The following is a 22557-nucleotide window of genomic DNA, read 5'->3' as shown; positions in this document are numbered from 1 at the left end:
TTTTATGATTAACCTTTTACTGTTAACACATCGACCCTAAACGCTGTTTTGCTGCGGCCATTAGGGCTTCAATTTCATCAGGATCTTTGACGACTAAGTCCGTTAAGTTTTCATTACCATCTTCAGTGATCACAATATCGTCTTCAATACGAATGCCGATACCCCGATATTGTGGTGGTACGTCTGCATCAGGCGCGATATATAAGCCGGGTTCAACGGTTAACACCATTCCAACTTCTAACTTACGGTCACGATCTGCGCCATAGAAACCAACGTCATGTACATCTAACCCTAACCAATGACTTAAACCATGCATAAAGAAGGCTTGATATGCTTTGTTTTCGATCAATTGATCGACATCGCCTTGTAAAATTCCAAGCTCCACTAATCCTTGCGTTTTAATCCGCACAACTTCGCGCGTCACTTCAGGGATGCTAGTACCGGGACGATATAGTGAGAGTGCTGTCTCTAACGCTTTGAGGACAATAGCATAAACTTCACGTTGCGCTTGACTAAATTTACCATTTACGGGGAAAGTGCGGGTGATGTCCCCTGCATAGCCGTCAAACTCCGCTCCCGCATCAATTAACACCAACTCGCCGTCTTTCATTTGGCATTCATTTTCGGTGTAATGCAAAATACAGGCATTTTCGCCACTACCAACGATAGAGTTATAAGAAGGAAAACGCGCCCCATGACGAGTAAACTCATGTTCTAATTCACCACAGAGTTGATATTCATACATATTTGGACGGCAGGTTTCCATGGCACGAATATGGGCTAACGCAGAAATACGCCCCGCCTCGCGCATCGCATTCAGCTCTGCCTCAGATTTGAACAGACGCATTTCATGCACAATTGGACGCCAATCGATCATCGTTTGTGGCGCACGGAGATTTCGACGACTGCCTTTACGTAAAGTTTCTAGCGCATCAAACACCAGCTTATCAGCATAAGCAAACTCACCCTGAGCATGGTAAATCACATCCAATCCATTAAATAATTGATAAAGTTGCTCTTCAATCTCATTAAAAGGTAATGCTTTATCAATACCCAGTTTTTCTGGTGCAGCGTCTTGCCCCAAGCGGCGACCAAACCAGATTTCAGCAGTTAAATCACGAACACGGTTAAAAAGAACGGTATGACTATGTCTTTCGTCGCTTTTAATCAGCACTAATACCGCTTCTGGCTCACTAAACCCCGTCAAATACAGAAAATCACTGTGTTGACGATACGGGTATTCGCAATCAGCATTACGCTGCGCAGGGGGGGCAGAAAAAATAATTGCCGCACTCCCTGCTTGCATTTGAGCTAATAATGCGTTGCGACGAACAATAAATTCCTGTTTATTCATACCGTTTTTGCCTTATCATCTGAATTATTAGGTTGCTAACATACTGCGAACAGCAATATGTGCGACGATAATGATTTAACACTGATTAAAACCAACTGAAAATAACTTCACTTTACCTATCGGTAAACCAAAGTCACTTGTGCTAAATAACAAGCGAGTCGCAATTAGTGGAGGATCGGCTTGTTATTCTCAACGGCAGTTGGGCCTTTTTTCGGCTCTACCAACGCGATATAACATAATTGTACAGCCACTCTCACATACTCAACCACTTCTTCTAGCGCCTGCTCGAGTTCTTCTTGGTCTTCATCTTCATCGTAACCAAGCATCCCAATATTGCGCAAATCTGTAATCACTTCGCTGATTTCTTTTTTATCTGCCAAGTTAGGCTGTGTCACACCAATACCAAGTAAAAAATGGTTAACCCAACCAGCAAGTGCATCAGCATGGTCAAATATCGAAGCGTCTTCATCAGGAAATAACATAGTAAAAGCAAATTCGCTGTCATCAAGGGCTTCAAAGGTAACATCGAACAGCTCACGCAGCGGTTGAGCAACTGTTTGTGGAAATGCTAAACCATCGTTAGCAAGGTCGTGAACGAGGGTTTGCCAGCCATGCTCACGGCTCCCACCACAGATTAGCCCGGTTATTAAACCATGGATTTCCGCCGCAGTAAGTGCGATTGAGTGCTGTTGTAGTAGTTTGTCCAGTGTTTCATAGTTTGGTAAAGTTTTTTGTATAGACATCTGAATTCGTCATGTTAGCTTATGATTCGTGATATGCTACCATCAAGGGTAGCCGCTAACCAGTATGCTTTTGTCTTATCTATTAATTGCGCCAAATACGACCCTATTTATGGCGAATATTATTCAGTATGGAGGTTTCATGTCCGCACAACCTGTCGACATTCAAATTTTTGGCCGTTCAATGCGTGTTAATTGCCCATCAGAACAAAAAGAGGCCCTTCTTGAGTCGGCTAAAGAGTTAGAACAACGCTTGCAAAATCTGAAAGATAGAAGCGGCGTGACTAATATGGAACAACTTATTTTTATCGTAGCATTGAACGTCTGTCACGAATTAGCACAAGAAAAGACAAAAACGCGGGATTATGCTTATAATATGGAAGAGAAGATAAAAATGTTGCAACATACAATTGAACAAGCGTTGCACGATCAGGTTAAGATCACTGAGAGACAAGTATTGCCCTTAGAGTAAATCTGCTTATTAATCAAACACTAGTAGAAAAAAATATACAAAATTAGGGTTGCATTTTAAATCTAGTTTCGTACAATGAAATCACTGAGTAACAATAAGTTCTCAAACCAAATTTCTCTGAGATGCGCGTGAGTGGGCGAGTCCCCTGAGCCGATATTTCAACTAAATAGAATGTGGTTATTGCGCTGGTGAGCATGCCTGATCCGTTCAGGAAGCCTAAAGGTTGCTAAACTGCGTTCACCTTGAACCAAGGGTTCAAGGGTTACAGTCTACAACGGCATCTTGGAGACCCCCTATATTTATCTCGCTGTATTTCAATCAATTAAATCTTTGAAACCCGATTATTAACCAACACTATCTCTAAGCTTGCGATATACTGCTTTAAATATTGCTATTTCCTATCGCCGTTTAATGTAGGTTATTTATATGCAAGACACACACTCCGCACAACGCCAACATATCCGCCAAGCAATTCGGCAAGCTCGCCGTCAGTTAACACCTGAACAACAACACATAGCCGCTGAACAGGCTAAGGTCAATGCCTTGCAACATCCTAAAATTGTGCAGGCAAAAAACATCGCCCTCTTCTTATCGTTCGATGGTGAAATCAATACGCAGCCACTTATTGATGCTTTATGGCAACAAAATAAACAGGTTTATCTACCTGTTTTGCACCCTGTTAGTGCCCATCACTTACTTTTTCTTCACTATCGCCCAGATACACAACTGGTCAACAATCGCTTTAACATTGCAGAGCCCCCATTAGATGTACGTGATGTCCTGCCGCCAGAGCAACTTGATGTAATGTTAATCCCATTAGTGGCATTTGATAGCTATGGACAACGCCTAGGTATGGGGGGAGGCTTTTACGATAGGACATTGGCGAATTGGCAACAACGGGGTTTTTATCCAATAGGGCTAGCTCATGATTGCCAACTTGTTGAGCAACTGCCCGCCGCGCATTGGGATATCCCATTACCCGAAATTATTACTCCGAAAAAAATATGGCGCTGGTAAGCAATACCTGCGCCATATCATCAAAAATAAAACGTGTTAGGCAAAATTAGAACAACAGGCGTGCACGAATAGTACCTGGCAGATCTTTGAGTTTTTGTAACGCTTCATCTGTTTGATTTGGTGTCTGCATCATGACATCAATGACGACGTAACCAACATTACCCGATGTCCGCAAATATTGACCAACCACGTTAATATTGCTTTCAGTAAACACTTGGTTGATGCTATTCAAAATACCTGGGCGATTTTCATGGATATGCAAGAAGCGGTTAGTGTCTTCAGTATGTACAGGCAAAGAAACTTCCGGGAAGTTAACCGCAGAAAGCGTTGAACCGTTATCTGAATATTTTGCCAGTTTACTTGCAACTTCTAATCCTATGTTTTCTTGGGCTTCTTCAGTAGAGCCACCAATGTGAGGCGTTAAAATCACATTATCGAATTTAATCAGCTCAGAAACAAAAGGATCATTTGGATCATTATTTGCCGCAGGTTCACTTGGGAAGACGTCAACCGCTGCCCCCGATAAATGCTTGCTTTCCAGCGCCGCAGCCAATGCAGGGATCTCCACCACAGTACCACGCGACGCGTTGATAAAAATAGAGCCTGGTTTCATGCGGTCAAACTGCGCTTTGCCAAACATATTTTTCGTGCTGGCTGTTTCTGGCACATGCAGGCTGACGACATCACTCATATTAAGCAGCTCAGTCAAAGAACGAACTTGCGTTGCATTACCTAAAGGCAGTTTGTTTTCAATATCATAGAAGAAAACATTCATACCAATACCTTCCGCCAAGATCCCCAGCTGAGTACCGATATGACCATATCCAACAATACCAAGGCGTTTACCGCGCGCTTCAAAACAGCCTTTCGCTTGTTTTTCCCAAATGCCACGGTGTGCTTGCATATTGGCTTCAGGTATACGACGTAATAGCAGTAATAACTGACCTAATACCATTTCAGCAACAGAACGGGTATTTGAGAAAGGTGCGTTAAAGACAGGGATACCGCGTTTTGCAGCGGCATCCAGATCCACTTGGTTGGTTCCGATACAGAAACATCCCACGGCCACTAATTTTTCTGCCGCAGCAAAAATTTCTTCAGTTAAATGAGTACGGGAACGAATACCCACAAAACGCGCATCTTTAATCGCTTGTTTTAATTCTTCATCGGATAATGCACTTTTATGATATTCAATATTGGTGTAACCCGCGGCTTTTAGGTTATCGACCGCGCTTTGGTGAACACCTTCTAGCAGTAAAAATTTAATTTTGTCTTTTTGCAAAGATACCTTAACCATTTCCCTACCCTATCGTGAACGTTTTTAATTTGTGACAGATGAATTTGCTTGTTTGACTAATAACTTTTCTCAACATAATTCAAGGCATATTCATACCAGCACATTCATCTACCTTGAAGTATGAAAAGCGTATACCAACATAGCAAAATTCTGCGCAGTATCAATACAACCGTTTGCTTAAAAGATGCTAAAAAGCGCGAAGAAAAAGAAGTTAAATGGCAGAAAATCAGGAGCAGTAACACAAAATAAGGATTTTTCCTGCACAATGCATATTAATGTGAGATATATCACCAAAATAACGGGATATTAAAAAAAATGAAATAAATTTTAAATTAATGATATTTATAAAACTGTTTCGTGATCGCTGCCTCCAGTCCGAGCATTGATTCTGCCCTGTGCAGCTCAGAAGAACGGGGAGATAAGGCGCATCGGATAAAAAAAGCCAGCAGCTAAATCGCTTGCTGGCTTATAGACTAAACAAATCAATTCATCGTCAGTCACTACGATGGCAATTTAATCGTTTTGACACCTGCATCCGTTGTGCCCATCAGGACAATATCAGCACCACGGTTGGCAAATAGACCAACAGTCACAACCCCAGCGATACCGTTGATAGTGTTTTCTAATGCCACCGGATCAACAATCGTTAAATTGTGAACATCTAAAATCACGTTGCCGTTATCAGTGACCACGTTTTGGCGATATTCAGGAGTCCCTCCCAGTTTCACCAATTCACGCGCCACATAGCTACGGGCCATTGGGATCACTTCAACAGGCAAGGGGAACTTACCTAATACATCGACAAGTTTTGATTGGTCAACGATGCAGACAAACGTTTTGGCAATCGCAGAGACAATTTTTTCACGAGTTAACGCAGCACCACCTCCTTTGATCATGTTCATATGGTGGTCAACTTCGTCTGCGCCATCAACATACACATCTAATGAATCCACTTCATTACAATCAAAAACAGGAATACCCAATGATTTGAGTTTTTGCGTAGAAGCTTCGGAGCTAGAAACGGCACCTTCAATTTGCCCTTTTATTGTGGCTAATGCATCAATAAAGTGCGATGCGGTCGACCCAGTTCCGACACCGACAATCGTGCCCGGCTTAACGTACTCAAGTGCAGCCCAACCCACCGCTTTTTTTAATTCATCCTGCGTCATGCTTATGCCTTTTGCTATTTAATTGAGACCTAATCTTCTATTAGTATATACCGAGCAAGCAATAAGTTGCAGTGTTGTTCTGTGCATTTGTGCGTGACTTCTTGCGATTTGTCGAGTGCCCGCAATAATTGCAGGTGTTATCAATAAAAATATGGCATAGTGCTTAGCAGAATAACAACAAGGAGACTTTTTGATGAAGCGCCCCGATTATCGCGCATTACAAGCACTGGATGCCGTTATCCGCGAACGCGGCTTTGAGCGTGCAGCTCAGAAGCTATGCATTACACAATCCGCTGTTTCACAACGGATAAAACAGCTAGAAAACTTATTTGGCCAACCTTTGCTGGTACGAACCGTCCCGCCAAAGCCGACCGAACAAGGCCAAAAGCTGTTAGCACTGCTTCATCAAGTTGAATTGTTGGAAGAACAATGGCTCGGAGACGAAAATACAGGCTCTACCCCATTGTTGCTTTCCCTTGCGGTCAACGCCGACAGTTTAGCAACCTGGTTCCTCCCGGCGCTCAATCCTGTGTTAGGCAATAGTCCTATCCGATTGAATATCCAAGTGGAAGACGAGACACGCACCCAAGAACGTCTAAGACGCGGTGAAGTTGTCGGCGCAATCAGTATCCAGCCACAGGCTTTACCGGGCTGCCTAGTCGATAAGTTGGGCGCATTAGATTATATCTTTGTTGCTTCGCCTGATTTCGCTGCCAAGTATTTCCCTAATGGCGTCACTCGCTCTTCCTTATTGAAGGCACCTGCAGTGGCATTTGACCACTTGGATGATATGCACCAAGCGTTTGTGCAGCAAAACTTTGACTTATCACCGGGCAGTGTTCCTTGTCATATCGTTAATTCATCAGAGGCCTTTGTGCAATTAGCTAAACAAGGATCTACCTGTTGTATGATCCCACACTTACAAATTGCTCAAGAGTTAGAAAATCGTGAATTAGTCGATTTAACGCCAGGATTATGCCAACGACGCATGCTGTACTGGCACCGTTTTGCGCCAGAAAGCCGGACAATGAGAAAAGTGACTGACGCCCTATTAAAAACAGGACGCCAGATGTTAAAACAAGAAGATGATATCGCAATTAACGATTAGCGTTTTAGCTCAAAAACCACGTCAACTTGGTCATTAAAATCAATACTCTGCTGTTCATAGGTCTCATCAATATTGAGATCTTGAACGGCCGATTTCATCTTACCCCCATAGGCTCTTGCCGCCACTGGATACGGCACCGCAGCAGGTGCATTATAATTAATGCTATACACAGGACCTAATTGAGCATTAAACCCTTTTGCAAGCACATTAGCTTGCTCGGTTGCATTTTTGATAGCTTGGGTGCGCGCCGCATCGCGATACTGCTCTGGGTTCACCACGCCAAACTGCACGGAATTAATATCATTTAAACCTGCGGCTAACGCACCGTCTAACAATGTATTCAGTTGGTCGAGTTTAGTCACTTTCACTTCCACTGAACGAATCGCCGTATAACCTTCAATCGTCGATTTTTGTTTTACGCTACTGTAATCATATTTTGGCTGCGTGCGCACATTAGCTGCATTAATGTCCTGTTTCTCTATTCCATTTTTCTTTAAAAATTCGAAATACTCCGCAACGCGTTTGTCGACTGCGGCTTTTGCCGACGCTGCGTCTTTAGCCGTCACCTCAACAACAATATTCAATGTTGCCATATCTGGCGTCGCTTTCACGACAGCATTACCCGATGTCGTAATGTGGGGACCATTCGGTAACGCGTCAGCCAATGACAGGGTAGGAACCGCTGTACCTGCCACCATGGCAGCGAGAACTAAAGATTTTAATTTCACAGAACCTCCCAATACAATAATTTGTCGCTAAAAAAGGGACAGTTCACCATAAACTATCCCGAGTACAAATTAACAGTAACACATCATAAAAAAAGTGCAGATCAGAATAGTAAGAAATTCACCACATTTATCATTCTGTTGAGGTTATATTGTCATTAGGATATCAAACCTAAACCTTTAAGCCCTTGTATTGCCAATTGAATTGCGATGAACCACATCACCGTACCCACAAAAATATTGATAATTCGCTGTGAACGAGGCTTGTTCAATACAGGTGAAAACCATGCTGCCAAAATTGCTAAAGCAAAAAACCATACAAAAGAAGCTGTTAATGCTCCCGCTGTAAACCAAGGGCGAAACTGGCTCTCTAACTGCCCGCCTACGCTGCCAAGGACCACAAAAGTATCTAAATAAACATGGGGGTTTAACCAAGTTACCGCAAACAATGTCGCAATCACTTTCCAGCGAGTACTGACCTTATTTTCCGCTCGCAATATGACATCATCGGGGCTAAGTGCGGTGCAAAATGCACCGTAGCCATACCATGCTAAAAAAATAACACCCGCCCATGTGATTAACTGCATCAATATTTCAGATTGGCTTAATAATGCACTGCCACCAAATACCCCGCCAATAATTAGCACTGTATCACTTAAAGCGCATAGAAATGCACTCATCATATGAAACTGTTTACGACTACCTTGTTGTAAAACAAAAGCATTTTGTGGCCCTATAGGTAAAATCATTGCAGCACCCAGTAGCGCACCTTGTATATATGTTGTAAACATGCAAAAACCCTAATAATTATTCAACTCAACTGCATGAATAATAACGATGAATTATTATCAGTGGAAATGATTAACTCTAATAGGCCATAAGCAAGACTTATAGGATTGGGCGATATGCAAAAAATGGCGCTATAAATTGCGCCATTCAGACTGCTGACAAACATAACATGTTTGGCGGCAGGGTGGATAGGTTTTGAAAAAATAAGGAAAATCAATATGTTGATTTTCGCCTAATAACACAAAGTGGGAAAAACCACGCTTTTATCCCACTTTGTCAACAACCTCAAATGGCGCTATAAATTGCGCCATTTTTCATGTCTAACTAACAATACATCTATTGAATTTTATTGGTCTGTGAACCCTGTTGATGTAAATGTACATCCATTTGTGGGAATGGGATACCAATATTGTGCTTATCTAATGCACGTTTAAAGGCTTCTAACAGATCCCAATATACTGGCCATGCATCGCCATTCGTTGTCCAAAAACGCACTAAGTAGTTTAATGAGGAAGGTGCCATATCATGCAAACGAATAATAACTCCTTTACTATGCTGAATACGGCTATCCGCAGCAACAATGTCCCCTAATACTTTTTTTACCACATCGATATCAGAATCATAAGCCACACCCACAATTATATCCTGACGGCGGTTTGGCTCGCGCGTTGTATTGATAATGTTATCCGCTATTATCTTACCATTCGGGATAACAATGATCCGGTCATCCGCCGTTTTTAGTGTAGTAGAAAAAATTTGTACATTTTGCACTGTGCCTTCAACCGCACCGATAGACACATATTCCCCAGCTTTCAGAGGTCTAAATACCACCAGCAGTACACCTGCGGCAAAGTTACCCAGTGAATTTTGTAATGCTAAACCAACGGCTAAACCTGCGGCCCCCATAACGGCAATCACGGAAGCCGTTTGAACACCAATTTTGCCTAAAACAGCAATTAAGGTAAACGCAACAATAGTATAACGGGCAATCGCTGATAAAAAGTCACTTACTGTTGTGTCGATGCCTTTCATGGTCATCACACGATGCAAGCCACGACCGACCCATTTAGCAATCATCATACCCACAATCAGGATGATGATAGCCGAAACGATATTCACAACATACTGAACTAACAGATCTTGGTTTGTGACAAACCAATTCGTTGCATCATTCAACGCACCTGTAACATCATCAGCATTCATATAATTATCCCTTTTGCTTTTGTTATCAAAAATATACTCTACTCGCCATTGATGCACTAAAACGGCAATTAGCAAGCCATTCACTGCAAATAATAGCGATAATTTGTTAAAACACAAAACTTATCACTAAAAAAAATTAATTTATCGATTTTCGATAACAAATTGACGATAGTCCTTTAACATTAATAGGAAGTCATCAATACCACAAAAAGCAACGCTTTCATTATCGTAGTAACTCATCCCCTCTTCGAGACCCTCTGTTTCAAATGACAATTGATTCGCTCTAATCATCACCTCTTCATCATCAAGCAGCAGTGTATATTCATGCCCAATCAGTTCCCACTGTTTTTCACTGCCCTTTATTTTTTCATAGTTCTCTTCGATAGTATCAAGCAGACTAAGGTCATTTTTGACCTCTTCATTCAGCCAATATCCAATCGCCTCATGATCCATCGAGAATTTTGCGGAGATGACTCCGGTAATATCTTGGAAAAATTGGTAGTCCATATGCAATACCTCTACTCTTTGCGTCGTTACGGTTCAGTATAACGCGAGATAATTAAGTTTGTTGAGAGGTATTAACGGCTATTGCGCGATATTTCAATAAAGGTATGAGATTCAAAGCAGCATTAATTAAGTTCGCTTAAAATTAAGACAAATAATATGAACGTTTGAATAAGAGTGCCAATGATCAATCCCTTAAACCATTTAGTCCTCACCACAACTCATCTTGATGCTTGCCTTGGTTTCTACCAACGCGTTTTAAAAATGTCGGTAGTGACTTTTGGGGAACAGCGTTTTGCCCTGTAATTTGGACAAAAAAATCAATATTCATCAATATGATAAAGAATTCGAACCTAAAGCGCATTTGCCTGTACCCAGATCGCTGGATTTATGCTTTATTAGCGAAAAACCGCTTGTTGAAATCCAAGCACATATTCAGCTACCGAGCATAGAAATTATCGAAGGACCTGTTAAGTGGACATGGGCTACTGGCTCAATCGTGTCAATTTATCTACGAGATTTCGACTTAACTTTAATAGAAATTTCCCAGTACCTTGAATCTGATAGTAAATAGAGTCAATGATGGCTTTATTAAAGCGACAAAAAACAAAATACTTCCGATATATTCGCTTTTATTTCACTTAAGATGTAAATTACAACTCAAATGAAAAATAGTTATTCAGATAATTATTTGAAAGATTTCTATATTTGAATTTGAAAAATTAATGAGAGTCATATGTCAGTCATCACTATCGCCGTAGGTGCTGTTCTCGGTCTAACTTGGGCTGTATTTAGCAATAAAAAAACGAGAAAGAAACGAGAACAAAGCCCTCCTTCCCTATACTCAACCAGCGAACTCGATTCATTAGAGGTGAAACCACTACAACCCGAAGAATGGGGGCTATTTTTAAATTTACCCTATTCCTGCTTTAATGGGCACGCCTACAATGATTATGAACCTGGCCCGCATGATGGTGGTTTAAAACAAGCATGGGGGATCACTAATCGTTACGACTTAATTTATCAATTATATATACTCATCACCTCTGGTCATACAGACGCTTACTATACTCTTCGCGATCGTGTGGCATATGCCGATGAATATGAGTTAGAGGTACTCACTCAAGAGATAAAAAATTCAGAAGATAGTGAAGAAAATAAGCGGGAACAACTGTGGCAAGTTGAAATGATGATTAATAATATCAATGGGATCCGCGACGTAAAATATATCGCGTGGGACTTTACCCGCTTTAGTAAATTATGCCTCGATGGCTGCCGGGCAGGTTATATCACTAAGCAAGAAGCTCAAGATTGGTCATTGATCACAACATCAATGATCAAGCGTATCTATAGTAGCTGGGACGATTTTTGGATGAGCTTTGTCAATACTCGCTGGTTTTGGGCTGCAACGGATACGACTTGGACGGAAGATCAGCAGGACTTTGCTGATAAAATTAAAGAAATCTTGGCGGATGAGCGCTTCCCAACCACTCAAGAAAATTGGGAAATGGATTTACCAAGCCTTAACCTAGATTCATTTACCCGAGCTGTTGCAGGGTTAGGCTTTACTTATGAAGATGGAACACCCGTTTCGTTACCCGATATAGAAGCTCGCATATCTTACCGCTTACTCCCTAAATCTTTAAATAGTTAAAAATTTATATTAAATAAACGCGGGTTAAATCATAAACTAAAATACGTAAAAAACCCCAGCAATAACATCATTACTGGGGTTGTATACACATAAAACTCGCTGTTAGTTAAGCTTTATACTGCGGTTTGGAAAATCACGCCATCCGCTTTTTCGGTATATTGTGATAACTGGTCAAAGTTCAGATAGCGGTAGGTATCTGCCGCGGTTTCGTCCACTTTATCCATATATTGCAGGTATTCAGCAGGCGTAGGTAAACGACCTAATAGTGATGCAACAGCAGCTAACTCTGCCGATGCCAGATACACATTCGCCCCTGTACCTAAACGGTTAGGGAAGTTACGCGTTGACGTTGAAACAACCGTTGCACCATCAGCGACGCGAGCTTGGTTACCCATACAGAGCGAACAGCCCGGCACTTCAATTCGCGCCCCACTCTTACCAAATACGCTGTAATAACCCTCTTCGGTTAATTGTGCTGCATCCATCTTGGTTGGTGGCGCAACCCATAAACGTGTTGGTAACTGGCCTTTATGAGAATCCAACAGCTTACCTGCGGCACGGAAATGGCCGATGTTAGTCATACAAGAACCGATAAACACTTCATCGATTTTCTCGTTTTGCACATCAGACAGCAAACGCGCATCATCAGGGTCATTTGGTGCACATAAAATGGGCTCTTTGATTTCATTGAGGTCAATTTCAATCACTGCCGCGTATTCCGCATCTGCATCACCTTCAAGCAGTTGAGGATCCGCTAACCAATTTTCCATGCCCTTAATACGACGTTCGATAGTACGACGATCACCGTAGCCTTCTGCGATCATCCATTTTAACAGGACGATATTCGATTGCAGATATTCAATGATAGGGGCTTTATCCAGTTTGATCGTGCAACCTGCCGCTGAACGCTCAGCAGAGGCATCTGCCAGTTCAAACGCTTGTTCTACTTTTAGCTCAGGCAAACCTTCAATTTCTAAAATACGGCCAGAGAAAATATTTTTCTTACCTTTTTTCTCAACTGTCAGCAGACCATCTTTAATTGCATACAGTGGGATGGCATGGACAAGATCACGTAATGTGATACCCGGCTGCATTTCGCCTTTAAAGCGAACTAGTACAGATTCAGGCATATCCAGAGGCATAACCCCTGTAGCCGCAGCGAATGCAACCAGACCTGAACCCGCAGGGAATGAAATACCAATTGGGAAACGCGTATGAGAGTCACCGCCAGTACCAACGGTATCCGGTAGCAACATACGGTTTAACCAAGAGTGGATAATCCCATCACCCGGACGCAGAGAAACACCACCGCGATTCATAATAAAGTCTGGCAATGTGTGGTGAGTGGTTACGTCAACGGGTTTTGGATAGGCTGCTGTATGGCAGAATGACTGCATTACTAAATCTGCAGAGAAGCCTAAGCACGCTAAGTCTTTTAACTCATCACGTGTCATTGGCCCAGTCGTATCTTGCGAACCGACTGAAGTCATTTTCGGCTCACAATACTCGCCAGGACGAATACCTGGGCGACCACAAGCGCGACCAACTATTTTTTGTGCCAATGAGAAGCCACGATTGCTTTGTGCAACGGATTTCGCATGACGGAACACATCTGTCGCTTCTAAACCTAATGATTCACGCGCTTTGCTGGTTAAACCACGACCGATAATCAATGGAATACGACCGCCTGCACGTACTTCATCAATCAATACATCTGTTTTTAATTCAAACGTTTCGAGTAATTCATTGGTTTCGTGGTTACGGACTTCACCTTTAAATGGATAGATATCAATCACATCACCCATATTCAGTTTAGACACATCCACTTCGATTGGCAGTGCCCCCGCATCTTCCATAGTATTAAAGAAGATAGGCGCGATTTTACCGCCTAATACCACACCGCCGCCGCGTTTATTAGGTACAAATGGGATATCATCACCCATAAACCACAACACGGAGTTAGTCGCAGATTTACGCGAAGAACCAGTCCCCACCACATCACCAACATAAGCCAGTGGGAAGCCTTTTTTACTCAATGCTTCGATTTGTTTGATTGGACCGATACTGCCCGCCTCATCCGGCACGATACCGTCACGCGGGTTTTTCAACATTGCTAGCGCATGCAGAGGAATATCTGGACGTGACCATGCATCTGGCGCAGGTGATAAGTCATCAGTATTCGTTTCACCGGTCACTTTAAAGACCGTAACGGTCATTTTTTCTGCTAATTCAGGACGTTCTTTGAACCAATCAGCGTTAGCCCATGATTCAATAACTTGCTTCGCGTGTACATTTCCCGCCTTCGCTTTTTCTTCTACATCATAGAAGTTATCAAACATTAATAAAGTGTGGGAAAGGGCTTTTGCGGCGATAGGTGCTAATTTAGCATCATCCAGCGCTTCAATCAGTGCATGGATATTATATCCACCCTGCATAGTACCTAACAGTTCAATGGCTTTTTCAGGGGAGATCAGAGGGGAGGAAGTTTCGCCTTTTGCGATAGCGGCTAAAAATCCAGCTTTTACGTACGCTGCTTCATCAACACCAGGGGGAACGCGGTTGGTCAGCAGGTCTAACAAGAAATCTTCTTCACCTTTGGGTGGGTTTTTCAGTAACTCTACCAGTGCAGCTACTTGTGACGCATCTAATGGCTTAGGGACAATCCCTTGAGCGGCACGCTCGGCTACGTGCTTACGGTATTCTTCTAGCACGACGTTCTCCTCGCTTCTTTGTTATTTATATACCCGGCTGTCTGCACCAAACTGACAAAATTATCATCCGGTGCCAGGTCAGAGGAATTTGCTCGCATAATCTCAATGGCAGTAAAATTATGCCCAGCTTCGGGCTCTCAGCATAGCAGAATTTAACCGTAATGTTAATTCATTCACAAGAAAGTAACATTTATCTGCTAACTTTACGCCTTAACGCTTAATTACGGGTTAGTTTTCAGCTTAAGATACTATTTATCATCATAAAACGCTGAGAAAACCATACTTTTTATAATGCATTTTCGAATTTAACGCACCCTAATTAGTGCCTTTTTTCATCAGCAATCACAAATTATATTTTCTATCGCTATTTTATTTATATTATTAATTGATAAGGTAAATCATTGCGATTGGTTTAAATTTTTTTAAAGGATTTAATTGATTTTATTAACCTTTAATTCCAAGCAAGTTTCCGAAGGGATCAACAAACTGGCACATGCGGTTGCTACAATCGATTAACATCGGTCCGCGATAGCACTTAGCCCCTAACTGAGTGAAATGCTCAAAAGCTAAATCAAAATTATCGACTTGCCAATACAATACAGTCCCTTTTTTACCTTCACTGACTTTTTCATCCGCTTGCACCACCTCAATCGTGAAGTCCTCGACATGTAATAAGGTGAAATCGAATTCCGGTAGATATTCTGCTCTAGCTTGTGGAAAAGCTTGTTGGTACCAAGCCAAACCTGCTTGAACATCAGGTACGTGAATTAAAATTGCAGTCGGTTTTAGTTTCATTGAACTTTCTTATTGATATGTTTAGATGAATTATTCTGTTTAGTTTACACGAATGAGCGAAGCTAGTAGATACAGATGAAGTTTAAACAATGAACAGATCTGCCATTACTTACACCATTAACGTCATCAAGTCAGATTATATTATATTTTTTCAGATAAATAGCGAAGAATAGCTGATATATTGAACCTGTAAATATGCAGAACTATTTACAGGTTAATCTAAGGAATTTTTTATTGACCTAAAACTAATTAAACAGAAAATTTAGCAAGCTACATATTTTCCGGATTCATCTTTCCATAGAACCGCAGGTATTTCAATTAACGTCTTATTTCCTATTTGAATGCCAGATCGACTATTATCATATTCAACTAACTCTTTAATTTCATTTTTCTATTAGAAACTTGAATTGAATATTGCTTAACTCTTTGTTCATCGAGCTCAAGGAGGTAAAGGTGAAACTGTAATAATCATTGTATCTATCTAAAGCATAATTAACATCCTTGTTGTCATTTAAAAACAGCAAAGAAATTAAATTCAAAATTTTTTATAGCCAACTAAGTGTGAATATCAAAATTATAGCAATCATAATATTTATATAATTAAGAAAATAAGTTGATACTGTTTTACTAATTAAAATAAAAAAGGCCAAAACATTTCTGCTTTAGCCTTCAATTCATCCGTTACTTGCTAAAAAAGAAAATTACTTTTTCTTTTTCGCTTTCGCGTTTGGTAAGTCAGTGATGCTACCTTCGTAGATCTCTGCTGCCATACCAATTGATTCATACAGTGTTGGGTGAGCATGGATAGTTAATGCTAAATCTTCTGCATCACAACCCATTTCGATTGCTAGGCCGATTTCACCCAGTAATTCGCCACCGTTCACGCCGACAACCGCACCACCAATAACACGGTTAGATTGTTTGTCGAAAATCAGTTTAGTCATACCTTCAGAGCAGTCAGAGGCGATCGCACGACCTGATGCCGCCCATGGGAAAGTTGCCACTTCGTAGCTAATATTTTTCTCTTTCGCTTCTTTCTCAGTTAAACCAACCCAAGCAACTTCTGGCTCAGTATAAGCGATAGATGGAATAACTTTCGGGTCAAAGTAGTGTTTCAGACCAGAGATAACCTCTGCGGCAACGTGACCTTCGTGAACACCTTTGTGAGCCAACATTGGTTGACCAACGATATCACCAATTGCGAAGATATGCGGCACGTTAGTACGCATTTGTTTATCCACATGGATAAAGCCGCGATCGTCAACTTCAACGCCGGCTTTCCCAGCATCTAAATTTTTACCGTTAGGGACACGACCAATAGCCACTAAGACAGCATCGTAACGTTGTGGTTCTGCGGACGCTTTTTTGCCTTCCATAGAAACGTAGATACCGTCTTCTTTTGCTTCAACTGCGGTGACTTTTGTTTCTAACAGCAGATTGAATTTTTTACTGATTTGTTTGGTGAAGACTTTAACCACGTCTTTATCCGCCGCAGGGATGACTTGGTCAAACATTTCAACCACATCGATTTGAGAACCCAGAGCATGATACACAGTTCCCATTTCTAAACCGATGATCCCCCCCCCCATAACCAGAAGGCGCTCAGGAACTTCTTTCAATTCTAACGCATCAGTTGAATCCCAAATACGTGGGTCTTCATGAGGAATAAATGGTAATTGAATTGGACGTGAACCCGCTGCAATGATTGCGTTATCGAAATTGATAGTTGTACTACCATTTTCACCTTCAACAACCAGCGTATTAGCACCAGTGAATTTACCGAAGCCGTTAACTACGTTAACTTTACGGCCTTTCGCCATACCAGCCAGACCACCAGTCAGCTGATTAATCACTTTCTCTTTCCATAAGCGAACTTTGGAAATGTCGGTTTTTGGCTCACCAAAAACGATACCGTGTTCTGCTAAAGCTTTTGCTTCTTCGATTACTTTTGCAACATGGAGTAAAGCTTTAGAAGGGATACAACCAACGTTTAAACAAACACCACCAAGGGTTGAATAACGTTCTACTAAAACAGTTTCTAAACCTAAGTCAGCGCAACGGAAAGCCGCAGAATAGCCTGCTGGGCCTGCACCAAGCACAACGACTTGGGCTTTAATTTCAGTACTCATCATGACCTCTTTTTGTTTTGTCCAGCGGTACTGCTGAATAAACGATCTTCCACTGGAAAAGTACACACCGAGAGCAGTTTACAGAATTGTTAACACCCTGAAAAGGCTCATTTCGTGATGTAACTCCCAACCTTTTGTAGCAGCAGCAAAAAATTCTGCCTCAGCCTAAATAAAACAGACCGGCCTATCAGCCGGTCCTATTAATTACATCACTAAACGGCGAATATCGCTCATTAATTGCCCTACTAAGGTGATGAAGCGTGCTCCATCAGCCCCATCGATAACACGATGGTCAAAGGACAGTGACATAGGCAGCATCAGGCGAGGAACAAACTCGCTACCATTCCAAACAGGTTTCATTGAAGAACGTGACAGCCCCATAATAGCCACTTCTGGTGCGTTCACGATTGGTGCAAAACCGGTTGTACCGATACCACCAAGGCTAGAGATAGTGAAACAGCCGCCTTGCATATCAGCCGCAGTCAGTTTACCTGCACGCGCTTTCTTAGAAACTTCCATCAGTTCGCGAGATAACTCTAAAATGCCTTTTTTGTTCACGTCCTTGAAGACAGGAACAACTAAGCCATTTGGCGTATCAACCGCGATACCAATGTTGATATATTTTTTCAGGAACAGACGCTGTGCATCTTCAGAAATCGAACTGTTAAAGCGCGGCATTTCTTCCAAAGCACGAGCAACGGCTTTCATAACAAAAACCAGTGGCGTGATTTTCACGTCCAGTTTTTTCTTCTCTGCTTCTTTATTTTGCTGCTTACGGAATTCTTCAACTTCAGTGGTATCCACTTCTTCCATCAGCGTAACGTGCGGGATCATCACCCAGTTGCGGCTCAGGTTAGCACCCGAGATTTTTTGGATGCGGCCCAGTTCAACCTCTTCTACTTCGCCGAACTTGCTGTAATCCACTTTCGGCCATGGCAGCATACCCGGTAACCCGCCACCTGCCGCTGCTGGAGACTCAGCACGCTTCACGGCCTCTTTAACGTAAGCTTGAACGTCTTCACGCAAGATACGGCCTTTACGACCTGTACCTTTCACTTTTGCTAAGTTCACACCAAATTCACGCGCTAAGCGGCGAATAACCGGTGTTGCATGAATGTATGCGTCGTTCTCAACAAACTCATTTTTGCTATCAGCCGCTTTCGTTGGCGCAGAAGCCGCCGCAGTTGGCGTTGCTGCTGGAGCAGGAGCGCTGGCTTGAGCAACAGGCGCCGCAGCAGGTGCTGCACCGGCCACTTCAAAGGTCATGATCAGCGAGCCTGTTTTCACTTTATCGCCAGTCGCAATTTTGATTTCTTTAACTGTTCCCGCAAAGGGCGCTGGGACTTCCATTGATGCTTTATCGCCTTCAACCGTAATGATTGATTGCTCAGCAGAAACGGTGTCACCCACTTTAACCATCACTTCAGTGACTTCAACTTCATCACCACCGATATCAGGAACGTTAACATCTTTAATTGCAGAGGCTGTAGGAGCCGCTGGTGCTGCAGCTTGTGCTGCTGGAGCCGCAGCTGGCGCTGCCCCTGCCACTTCAAAGACCATGATCAGCGAGCCTGTTTTCACTTTGTCGCCAGTCGCAATCTTGATTTCTTTCACTGTGCCAGCAAAGGGGGCTGGAACTTCCATTGAAGCTTTATCACCTTCAACCGTAATTAAAGATTGTTCCGCAGTCACAGTGTCGCCGACTTTAACCATGATTTCAGTGACTTCAACTTCATCACCACCGATATCAGGTACAGCAACATCTTTTGATACTGCTGCACTTGGCGCTGCCGCTGGGGCTGCTGGTGCTTGAGCTGGAGCCGGCGCGGCTGCACCTGCTTCTGCTTCTGCTTCAAAGACCATGATCAGTGAGCCCGTTTTTACTTTATCGCCCGTTGCGATTTTAATTTCTTTTACCACACCCGCTTGTGGTGATGGGACTTCCATAGAAGCTTTATCACCTTCCACGGTAATAAGTGATTGCTCTGCTTCTACTTTATCGCCAACTTTAACCATCACTTCGGTGACTTCAACTTCATCAGCACCGATATCTGGCACTTGGATTTCAATAGACATTGATATTTACCTCTTACGCCAAACGTGGGTTAACTTTTTCTGGGTTGATGTTGTATTTTTTAATCGCTTCTTCAACGACATTAACATCAACTTCACCACGTTTAGCCAATTCACCTAACGCTGCTACGATGACATAGCTGGTATCCACTTCAAAGTGGTGACGCAGGTTTTCACGGCTGTCAGAACGACCGAAACCATCAGTACCCAGAACACGGTAATCACTTGCAGGTACATAAGTACGAACTTGTTCAGCGAACAGTTTCATATAGTCAGTTGATGCAACTGCTGGTGCGTCATTCATCACTTGTGCAATATAAGGAATGCGTGGCGTTGCGGATGGATGTAGCATGTTCCAACGCTCACAATCTTGGCCATCACGAGCCAATTCAGTGAATGATGTTACGCTATAAACATCAGAACCGATGCCATACTCAGCAGACAGAATATCTGCCGCTTCACGAACGTGACGCATCATTGAACCTGAGCCTAATAACTGTACTTTACCTTTGCTACCTTCAACAGAAGCCAGTTTGTAAATACCTTTACGGATGCCTTCTTCTGCACCTTCTGGCATTGCAGGCATATGATAGTTTTCGTTCAGCGTTGTGATGTAGTAGTACACGTTCTCTTGTTTTTCACCATACATACGCTCTAAACCATCTTGCATAATCACCGCAACTTCATAAGCGTATGCAGGATCATAAGAAATACAGTTAGGAATAGTCAGCGATTGAATATGGCTATGGCCATCTTCGTGCTGTAACCCTTCACCATTAAGCGTTGTACGACCTGAAGTACCACCGATCAGGAAGCCGCGTGCTTGTTGGTCACCTGCTGCCCACATTAAGTCACCAATACGTTGGAAACCAAACATTGAGTAGTAGATATAGAATGGGATCATCGGCAGATTGTTAGTGCTGTAAGACGTTGCAGCCGCTAACCAAGAAGAACCTGCGCCCAGTTCATTGATACCTTCTTGCAGGATTTGACCTTTTGCATCTTCTTTATAGTATGCAACTTGCTCTCTGTCTTGTGGAGTGTATTGCTGGCCTTTCGGGCTATAAATACCGATTTGACGGAACAGACCTTCCATACCAAAAGTACGCGCTTCATCAGCGATAATTGGCACTAAACGCTCTTTGATAGAGTTGTTTTTCAACATCACGTTCAATGCACGAACGAAAGCGATAGTTGTGGAAATTTCTTTCGATTGTTCTTCTAGTAATTGACTGAAATCTGCCAGTGTAGGGATTTCCAGTTTCTCATCAAAAGTTGAACGACGAGCAGGTAAATAACCGCCCAGCGCTTGACGACGCTCGTGCAGGTATTTGTACTCTTCTGAATCTTTTTCGAAAGTGATGTATGGCAGTTTTTCCAGTTGATCATCCGCCACTGGCACGTTGAATTGATCACGGAAATGGCGAACGCCGTCCATGTTCATTTTCTTCACTTGGTGCGCAATGTTTTTACCTTCTGCGGTTTCGCCCATACCATAACCTTTAATGGTTTGCGCTAAAATAACCGTTGGTTTGCCTTTGGTTTCTTGTGCTTTTTTAAATGCAGCATACACTTTCTTCGGATCGTGACCACCACGGTTTAGAGCCCAAATCTCATCATCAGTCATATCTTTAACTAATGCCGCGGTCTCTGGGTAACGATTAAAGAAGTGCTCACGAACATATGCACCGTTGCGTGATTTAAAGGTTTGGTAGTCACCGTCTAAGGTTTCGTTCATTAATTGAACAAGTTTACCGCTGGTATCTTTGCGCAGCAGCTCATCCCAACGATCGCCCCACATCACTTTGATAACTTGCCAGCCAGCACCGCTAAAGATGCCTTCTAATTCGTTAACAATTTTGCCGTTACCGGTTACTGGACCATCCAAACGTTGCAAGTTACAGTTAATAACAAACACTAGGTTATCTAATTTATCGCGAGTTGCGATAGTAATCGCACCTTTAGATTCTGGCTCGTCCATCTCACCATCGCCTAAGAATGCGTATACGCGCTGTGCAGACGTATCTTTCAGACCACGGTTATCAAGATATTTCAGGAACTTAGCTTGATAGATAGCATTGATTGGGCCCAGCCCCATTGATACAGTTGGGAACTGCCAGAAATCAGGCATTAATTTAGGGTGCGGATATGAAGACAGGCCATTTCCACCAATTTCTTGACGGAAGTTATTCATTTGCTCTTCAGTTAAACGACCTTCTAAGAAGGCACGTGCATAAATACCTGGAGAGATGTGACCTTGGAAGAAGACTAAGTCTCCGCCATCATTATCATTGTGAGCACGGAAGAAGTGGTTAAAGCAGACTTCATACAAGGTTGCTGATGACTGGAAAGAAGCCATATGGCCACCCAGTTCCAAGTCTTTTTTAGACGCACGCAGAACAGTCATTACAGCGTTCCAGCGAATTGCGGAGCGAATACGGCGCTCTAAATCCATGTTGCCAGGGTATGCAGGCTCATCTTCAACAGGAATTGTGTTGATGTAATCAGAACGACCAGATGCACCAGCCGCGATACTCACGCCGCCTTTACGTGCTTCATTTAATACCTGTTCGATAATAAACTGAGCACGATCAACACCTTCTTCACGGATGACCGATTCAATCGCCTGTAGCCAGTCGCGAGTTTCAATCGGATCCACGTCATTTTTTAACATATCTGACATGGTGTATTCCTTATCTGTTATCTATTTTATATGGTTATGTGGAGCCTATCTTCCTGCTATTTTCCCAATGTTGTTAAAACAGCGGGAAGATAGGCCCTGATGTAGTTGCCGCTTTAACGCCCTTAAGCGTATTC

Annotated in this window: 17 protein-coding genes, 1 other RNA gene and 1 pseudogene; 6 read left to right on the top strand and 13 right to left on the bottom strand. The window is 42.6% G+C overall.

The window, feature by feature from the left end; genetic code table 11:
* Nucleotides 1-22 precede the first annotated feature (22 nt).
* Both pepP and AB6N04_RS03085 read right to left on the bottom strand, forming a co-directional pair.
* The gene (pepP, locus tag AB6N04_RS03090) at nucleotides 23-1354 is read right to left on the bottom strand and encodes a Xaa-Pro aminopeptidase (RefSeq protein WP_369310468.1); all 1332 of its coding nucleotides are present in this window, start codon (nucleotides 1352-1354) and stop codon (nucleotides 23-25) included.
* Nucleotides 1355-1518: 164 nt separating this feature from the next.
* The gene (locus AB6N04_RS03085; protein ID WP_369310467.1) at nucleotides 1519-2097 is read right to left on the bottom strand and encodes a YecA family protein; all 579 of its coding nucleotides are present in this window, start codon (nucleotides 2095-2097) and stop codon (nucleotides 1519-1521) included.
* 139 nt (nucleotides 2098-2236) lie between these two features.
* On the opposite strand from AB6N04_RS03085, the gene zapA reads away from it, so the two are divergent.
* From zapA to AB6N04_RS03070, 3 genes are all read left to right on the top strand, one after another.
* Nucleotides 2237-2566 carry a cell division protein ZapA gene (gene zapA / locus AB6N04_RS03080; RefSeq protein WP_004913067.1) on the top strand — a complete coding sequence of 110 codons (330 nt, stop codon included), beginning with the start codon at nucleotides 2237-2239 and terminating at the stop codon, nucleotides 2564-2566.
* Between the two features lie 111 nt (nucleotides 2567-2677).
* A non-coding RNA gene (gene ssrS, locus AB6N04_RS03075) (6S RNA) lies at nucleotides 2678-2859 on the top strand.
* 133 nt (nucleotides 2860-2992) lie between these two features.
* A complete protein-coding gene (locus tag AB6N04_RS03070; protein ID WP_369310465.1) occupies nucleotides 2993-3583 on the top strand; it encodes a 5-formyltetrahydrofolate cyclo-ligase in 591 nt (196 codons plus the stop codon).
* Between the two features lie 46 nt (nucleotides 3584-3629).
* Here the strand turns inward: AB6N04_RS03070 and serA are convergent, their stop codons facing one another.
* Nucleotides 3630-4880, bottom strand: a complete 1251-nt coding sequence (serA, locus tag AB6N04_RS03065; protein WP_369310464.1) for a phosphoglycerate dehydrogenase — start codon at nucleotides 4878-4880, stop codon at nucleotides 3630-3632.
* Between the two features lie 500 nt (nucleotides 4881-5380).
* Nucleotides 5381-6049: a ribose-5-phosphate isomerase RpiA gene (gene rpiA, locus AB6N04_RS03060; protein ID WP_369310463.1), complete on the bottom strand. Its 669-nt coding sequence runs from the start codon at nucleotides 6047-6049 to the stop codon at nucleotides 5381-5383.
* A gap of 193 nt (nucleotides 6050-6242) precedes the next feature.
* Here rpiA and AB6N04_RS03055 point away from each other — a divergent pair, with 193 nt between their 5' ends.
* Entirely contained in the window at nucleotides 6243-7157 is a 915-nt protein-coding gene (locus AB6N04_RS03055; protein ID WP_369310462.1) for a LysR family transcriptional regulator ArgP, read from the top strand.
* Here the strand turns inward: AB6N04_RS03055 and AB6N04_RS03050 are convergent.
* From AB6N04_RS03050 to AB6N04_RS03035, 4 genes are all read right to left on the bottom strand, one after another.
* Entirely contained in the window at nucleotides 7154-7885 is a 732-nt protein-coding gene (locus AB6N04_RS03050) for an oxidative stress defense protein (RefSeq protein ID WP_369310461.1), read from the bottom strand. The genes AB6N04_RS03055 and AB6N04_RS03050 overlap by 4 nt on opposite strands.
* Nucleotides 7886-8040: 155 nt before the next feature.
* Nucleotides 8041-8673, bottom strand: a complete 633-nt coding sequence (argO, locus tag AB6N04_RS03045; protein WP_369310460.1) for an arginine exporter ArgO — start codon at nucleotides 8671-8673, stop codon at nucleotides 8041-8043.
* Nucleotides 8674-9007: 334 nt separating this feature from the next.
* The gene (mscS, locus tag AB6N04_RS03040) at nucleotides 9008-9874 is read right to left on the bottom strand and encodes a small-conductance mechanosensitive channel MscS (protein WP_369310458.1); all 867 of its coding nucleotides are present in this window, start codon (nucleotides 9872-9874) and stop codon (nucleotides 9008-9010) included.
* A 141-nt stretch (nucleotides 9875-10015) separates the two neighbouring features.
* Nucleotides 10016-10381: a YacL family protein gene (locus tag AB6N04_RS03035; protein ID WP_369310457.1), complete on the bottom strand. Its 366-nt coding sequence runs from the start codon at nucleotides 10379-10381 to the stop codon at nucleotides 10016-10018.
* Between the two features lie 180 nt (nucleotides 10382-10561).
* On the opposite strand from AB6N04_RS03035, the pseudogene AB6N04_RS03030 reads away from it, so the two are divergent.
* Nucleotides 10562-10952, top strand: a pseudogene (locus tag AB6N04_RS03030) (VOC family protein).
* 162 nt (nucleotides 10953-11114) lie between these two features.
* Nucleotides 11115-12032, top strand: coding sequence for a DUF1266 domain-containing protein (locus AB6N04_RS03025; protein ID WP_369310456.1), 918 nt, complete (start codon nucleotides 11115-11117; stop codon nucleotides 12030-12032).
* A gap of 113 nt (nucleotides 12033-12145) precedes the next feature.
* On the opposite strand, the gene acnB is transcribed toward AB6N04_RS03025, so the two are convergent.
* From acnB to aceE, 5 genes are all read right to left on the bottom strand, one after another.
* Nucleotides 12146-14743: a bifunctional aconitate hydratase 2/2-methylisocitrate dehydratase gene (gene acnB, locus AB6N04_RS03020; protein ID WP_369310455.1), complete on the bottom strand. Its 2598-nt coding sequence runs from the start codon at nucleotides 14741-14743 to the stop codon at nucleotides 12146-12148.
* A 444-nt stretch (nucleotides 14744-15187) separates the two neighbouring features.
* Nucleotides 15188-15538, bottom strand: a complete 351-nt coding sequence (locus tag AB6N04_RS03015) for a VOC family protein (RefSeq protein ID WP_369310454.1) — start codon at nucleotides 15536-15538, stop codon at nucleotides 15188-15190.
* 701 nt (nucleotides 15539-16239) lie between these two features.
* Nucleotides 16240-17667 (bottom strand): dihydrolipoyl dehydrogenase, encoded by a 1428-nt coding sequence (gene lpdA / locus AB6N04_RS03010; protein WP_369311942.1) that lies wholly within the window; start codon nucleotides 17665-17667, stop codon nucleotides 16240-16242.
* Between the two features lie 204 nt (nucleotides 17668-17871).
* Nucleotides 17872-19743, bottom strand: a complete 1872-nt coding sequence (gene aceF / locus AB6N04_RS03005) for a pyruvate dehydrogenase complex dihydrolipoyllysine-residue acetyltransferase (protein ID WP_369310453.1) — start codon at nucleotides 19741-19743, stop codon at nucleotides 17872-17874.
* Nucleotides 19744-19756: 13 nt separating this feature from the next.
* Nucleotides 19757-22423 carry a pyruvate dehydrogenase (acetyl-transferring), homodimeric type gene (gene aceE / locus AB6N04_RS03000; protein ID WP_369310452.1) on the bottom strand — a complete coding sequence of 889 codons (2667 nt, stop codon included), beginning with the start codon at nucleotides 22421-22423 and terminating at the stop codon, nucleotides 19757-19759.
* Nucleotides 22424-22557: the final 134 nt, after the last annotated feature.

The sequence above is a fragment of the Providencia rettgeri genome (genome assembly GCF_041075285.1).
GTDB lineage: Bacteria > Pseudomonadota > Gammaproteobacteria > Enterobacterales > Enterobacteriaceae > Providencia > Providencia rettgeri_G.
Note: the sequence above shows the minus strand (reverse complement) of the source record. Positions and strands in the feature narration are given on the sequence as shown.

Bases quoted from the DNA above. Each gene is read 5' to 3' on its own strand.
- pepP (WP_369310468.1), bottom strand. From the start codon at position 1,354: ATGAATAAACAGGAATTTATTGTTCGTCGCAACGCATTATTAGCTCAA.
- AB6N04_RS03085 (WP_369310467.1), bottom strand. From the start codon at position 2,097: ATGTCTATACAAAAAACTTTACCAAACTATGAAACACTGGACAAACTA.
- zapA (WP_004913067.1), top strand. From the start codon at position 2,237: ATGTCCGCACAACCTGTCGACATTCAAATTTTTGGCCGTTCAATGCGT.
- AB6N04_RS03070 (WP_369310465.1), top strand. From the start codon at position 2,993: ATGCAAGACACACACTCCGCACAACGCCAACATATCCGCCAAGCAATT.
- serA (WP_369310464.1), bottom strand. From the start codon at position 4,880: ATGGTTAAGGTATCTTTGCAAAAAGACAAAATTAAATTTTTACTGCTA.
- rpiA (WP_369310463.1), bottom strand. From the start codon at position 6,049: ATGACGCAGGATGAATTAAAAAAAGCGGTGGGTTGGGCTGCACTTGAG.
- AB6N04_RS03055 (WP_369310462.1), top strand. From the start codon at position 6,243: ATGAAGCGCCCCGATTATCGCGCATTACAAGCACTGGATGCCGTTATC.
- argO (WP_369310460.1), bottom strand. From the start codon at position 8,673: ATGTTTACAACATATATACAAGGTGCGCTACTGGGTGCTGCAATGATT.
- mscS (WP_369310458.1), bottom strand. From the start codon at position 9,874: ATGAATGCTGATGATGTTACAGGTGCGTTGAATGATGCAACGAATTGG.
- AB6N04_RS03035 (WP_369310457.1), bottom strand. From the start codon at position 10,381: ATGGACTACCAATTTTTCCAAGATATTACCGGAGTCATCTCCGCAAAA.
- AB6N04_RS03025 (WP_369310456.1), top strand. From the start codon at position 11,115: ATGTCAGTCATCACTATCGCCGTAGGTGCTGTTCTCGGTCTAACTTGG.
- AB6N04_RS03015 (WP_369310454.1), bottom strand. From the start codon at position 15,538: ATGAAACTAAAACCGACTGCAATTTTAATTCACGTACCTGATGTTCAA.
- lpdA (WP_369311942.1), bottom strand. From the start codon at position 17,667: ATGAGTACTGAAATTAAAGCCCAAGTCGTTGTGCTTGGTGCAGGCCCA.
- aceF (WP_369310453.1), bottom strand. From the start codon at position 19,743: ATGTCTATTGAAATCCAAGTGCCAGATATCGGTGCTGATGAAGTTGAA.
- aceE (WP_369310452.1), bottom strand. From the start codon at position 22,423: ATGTCAGATATGTTAAAAAATGACGTGGATCCGATTGAAACTCGCGAC.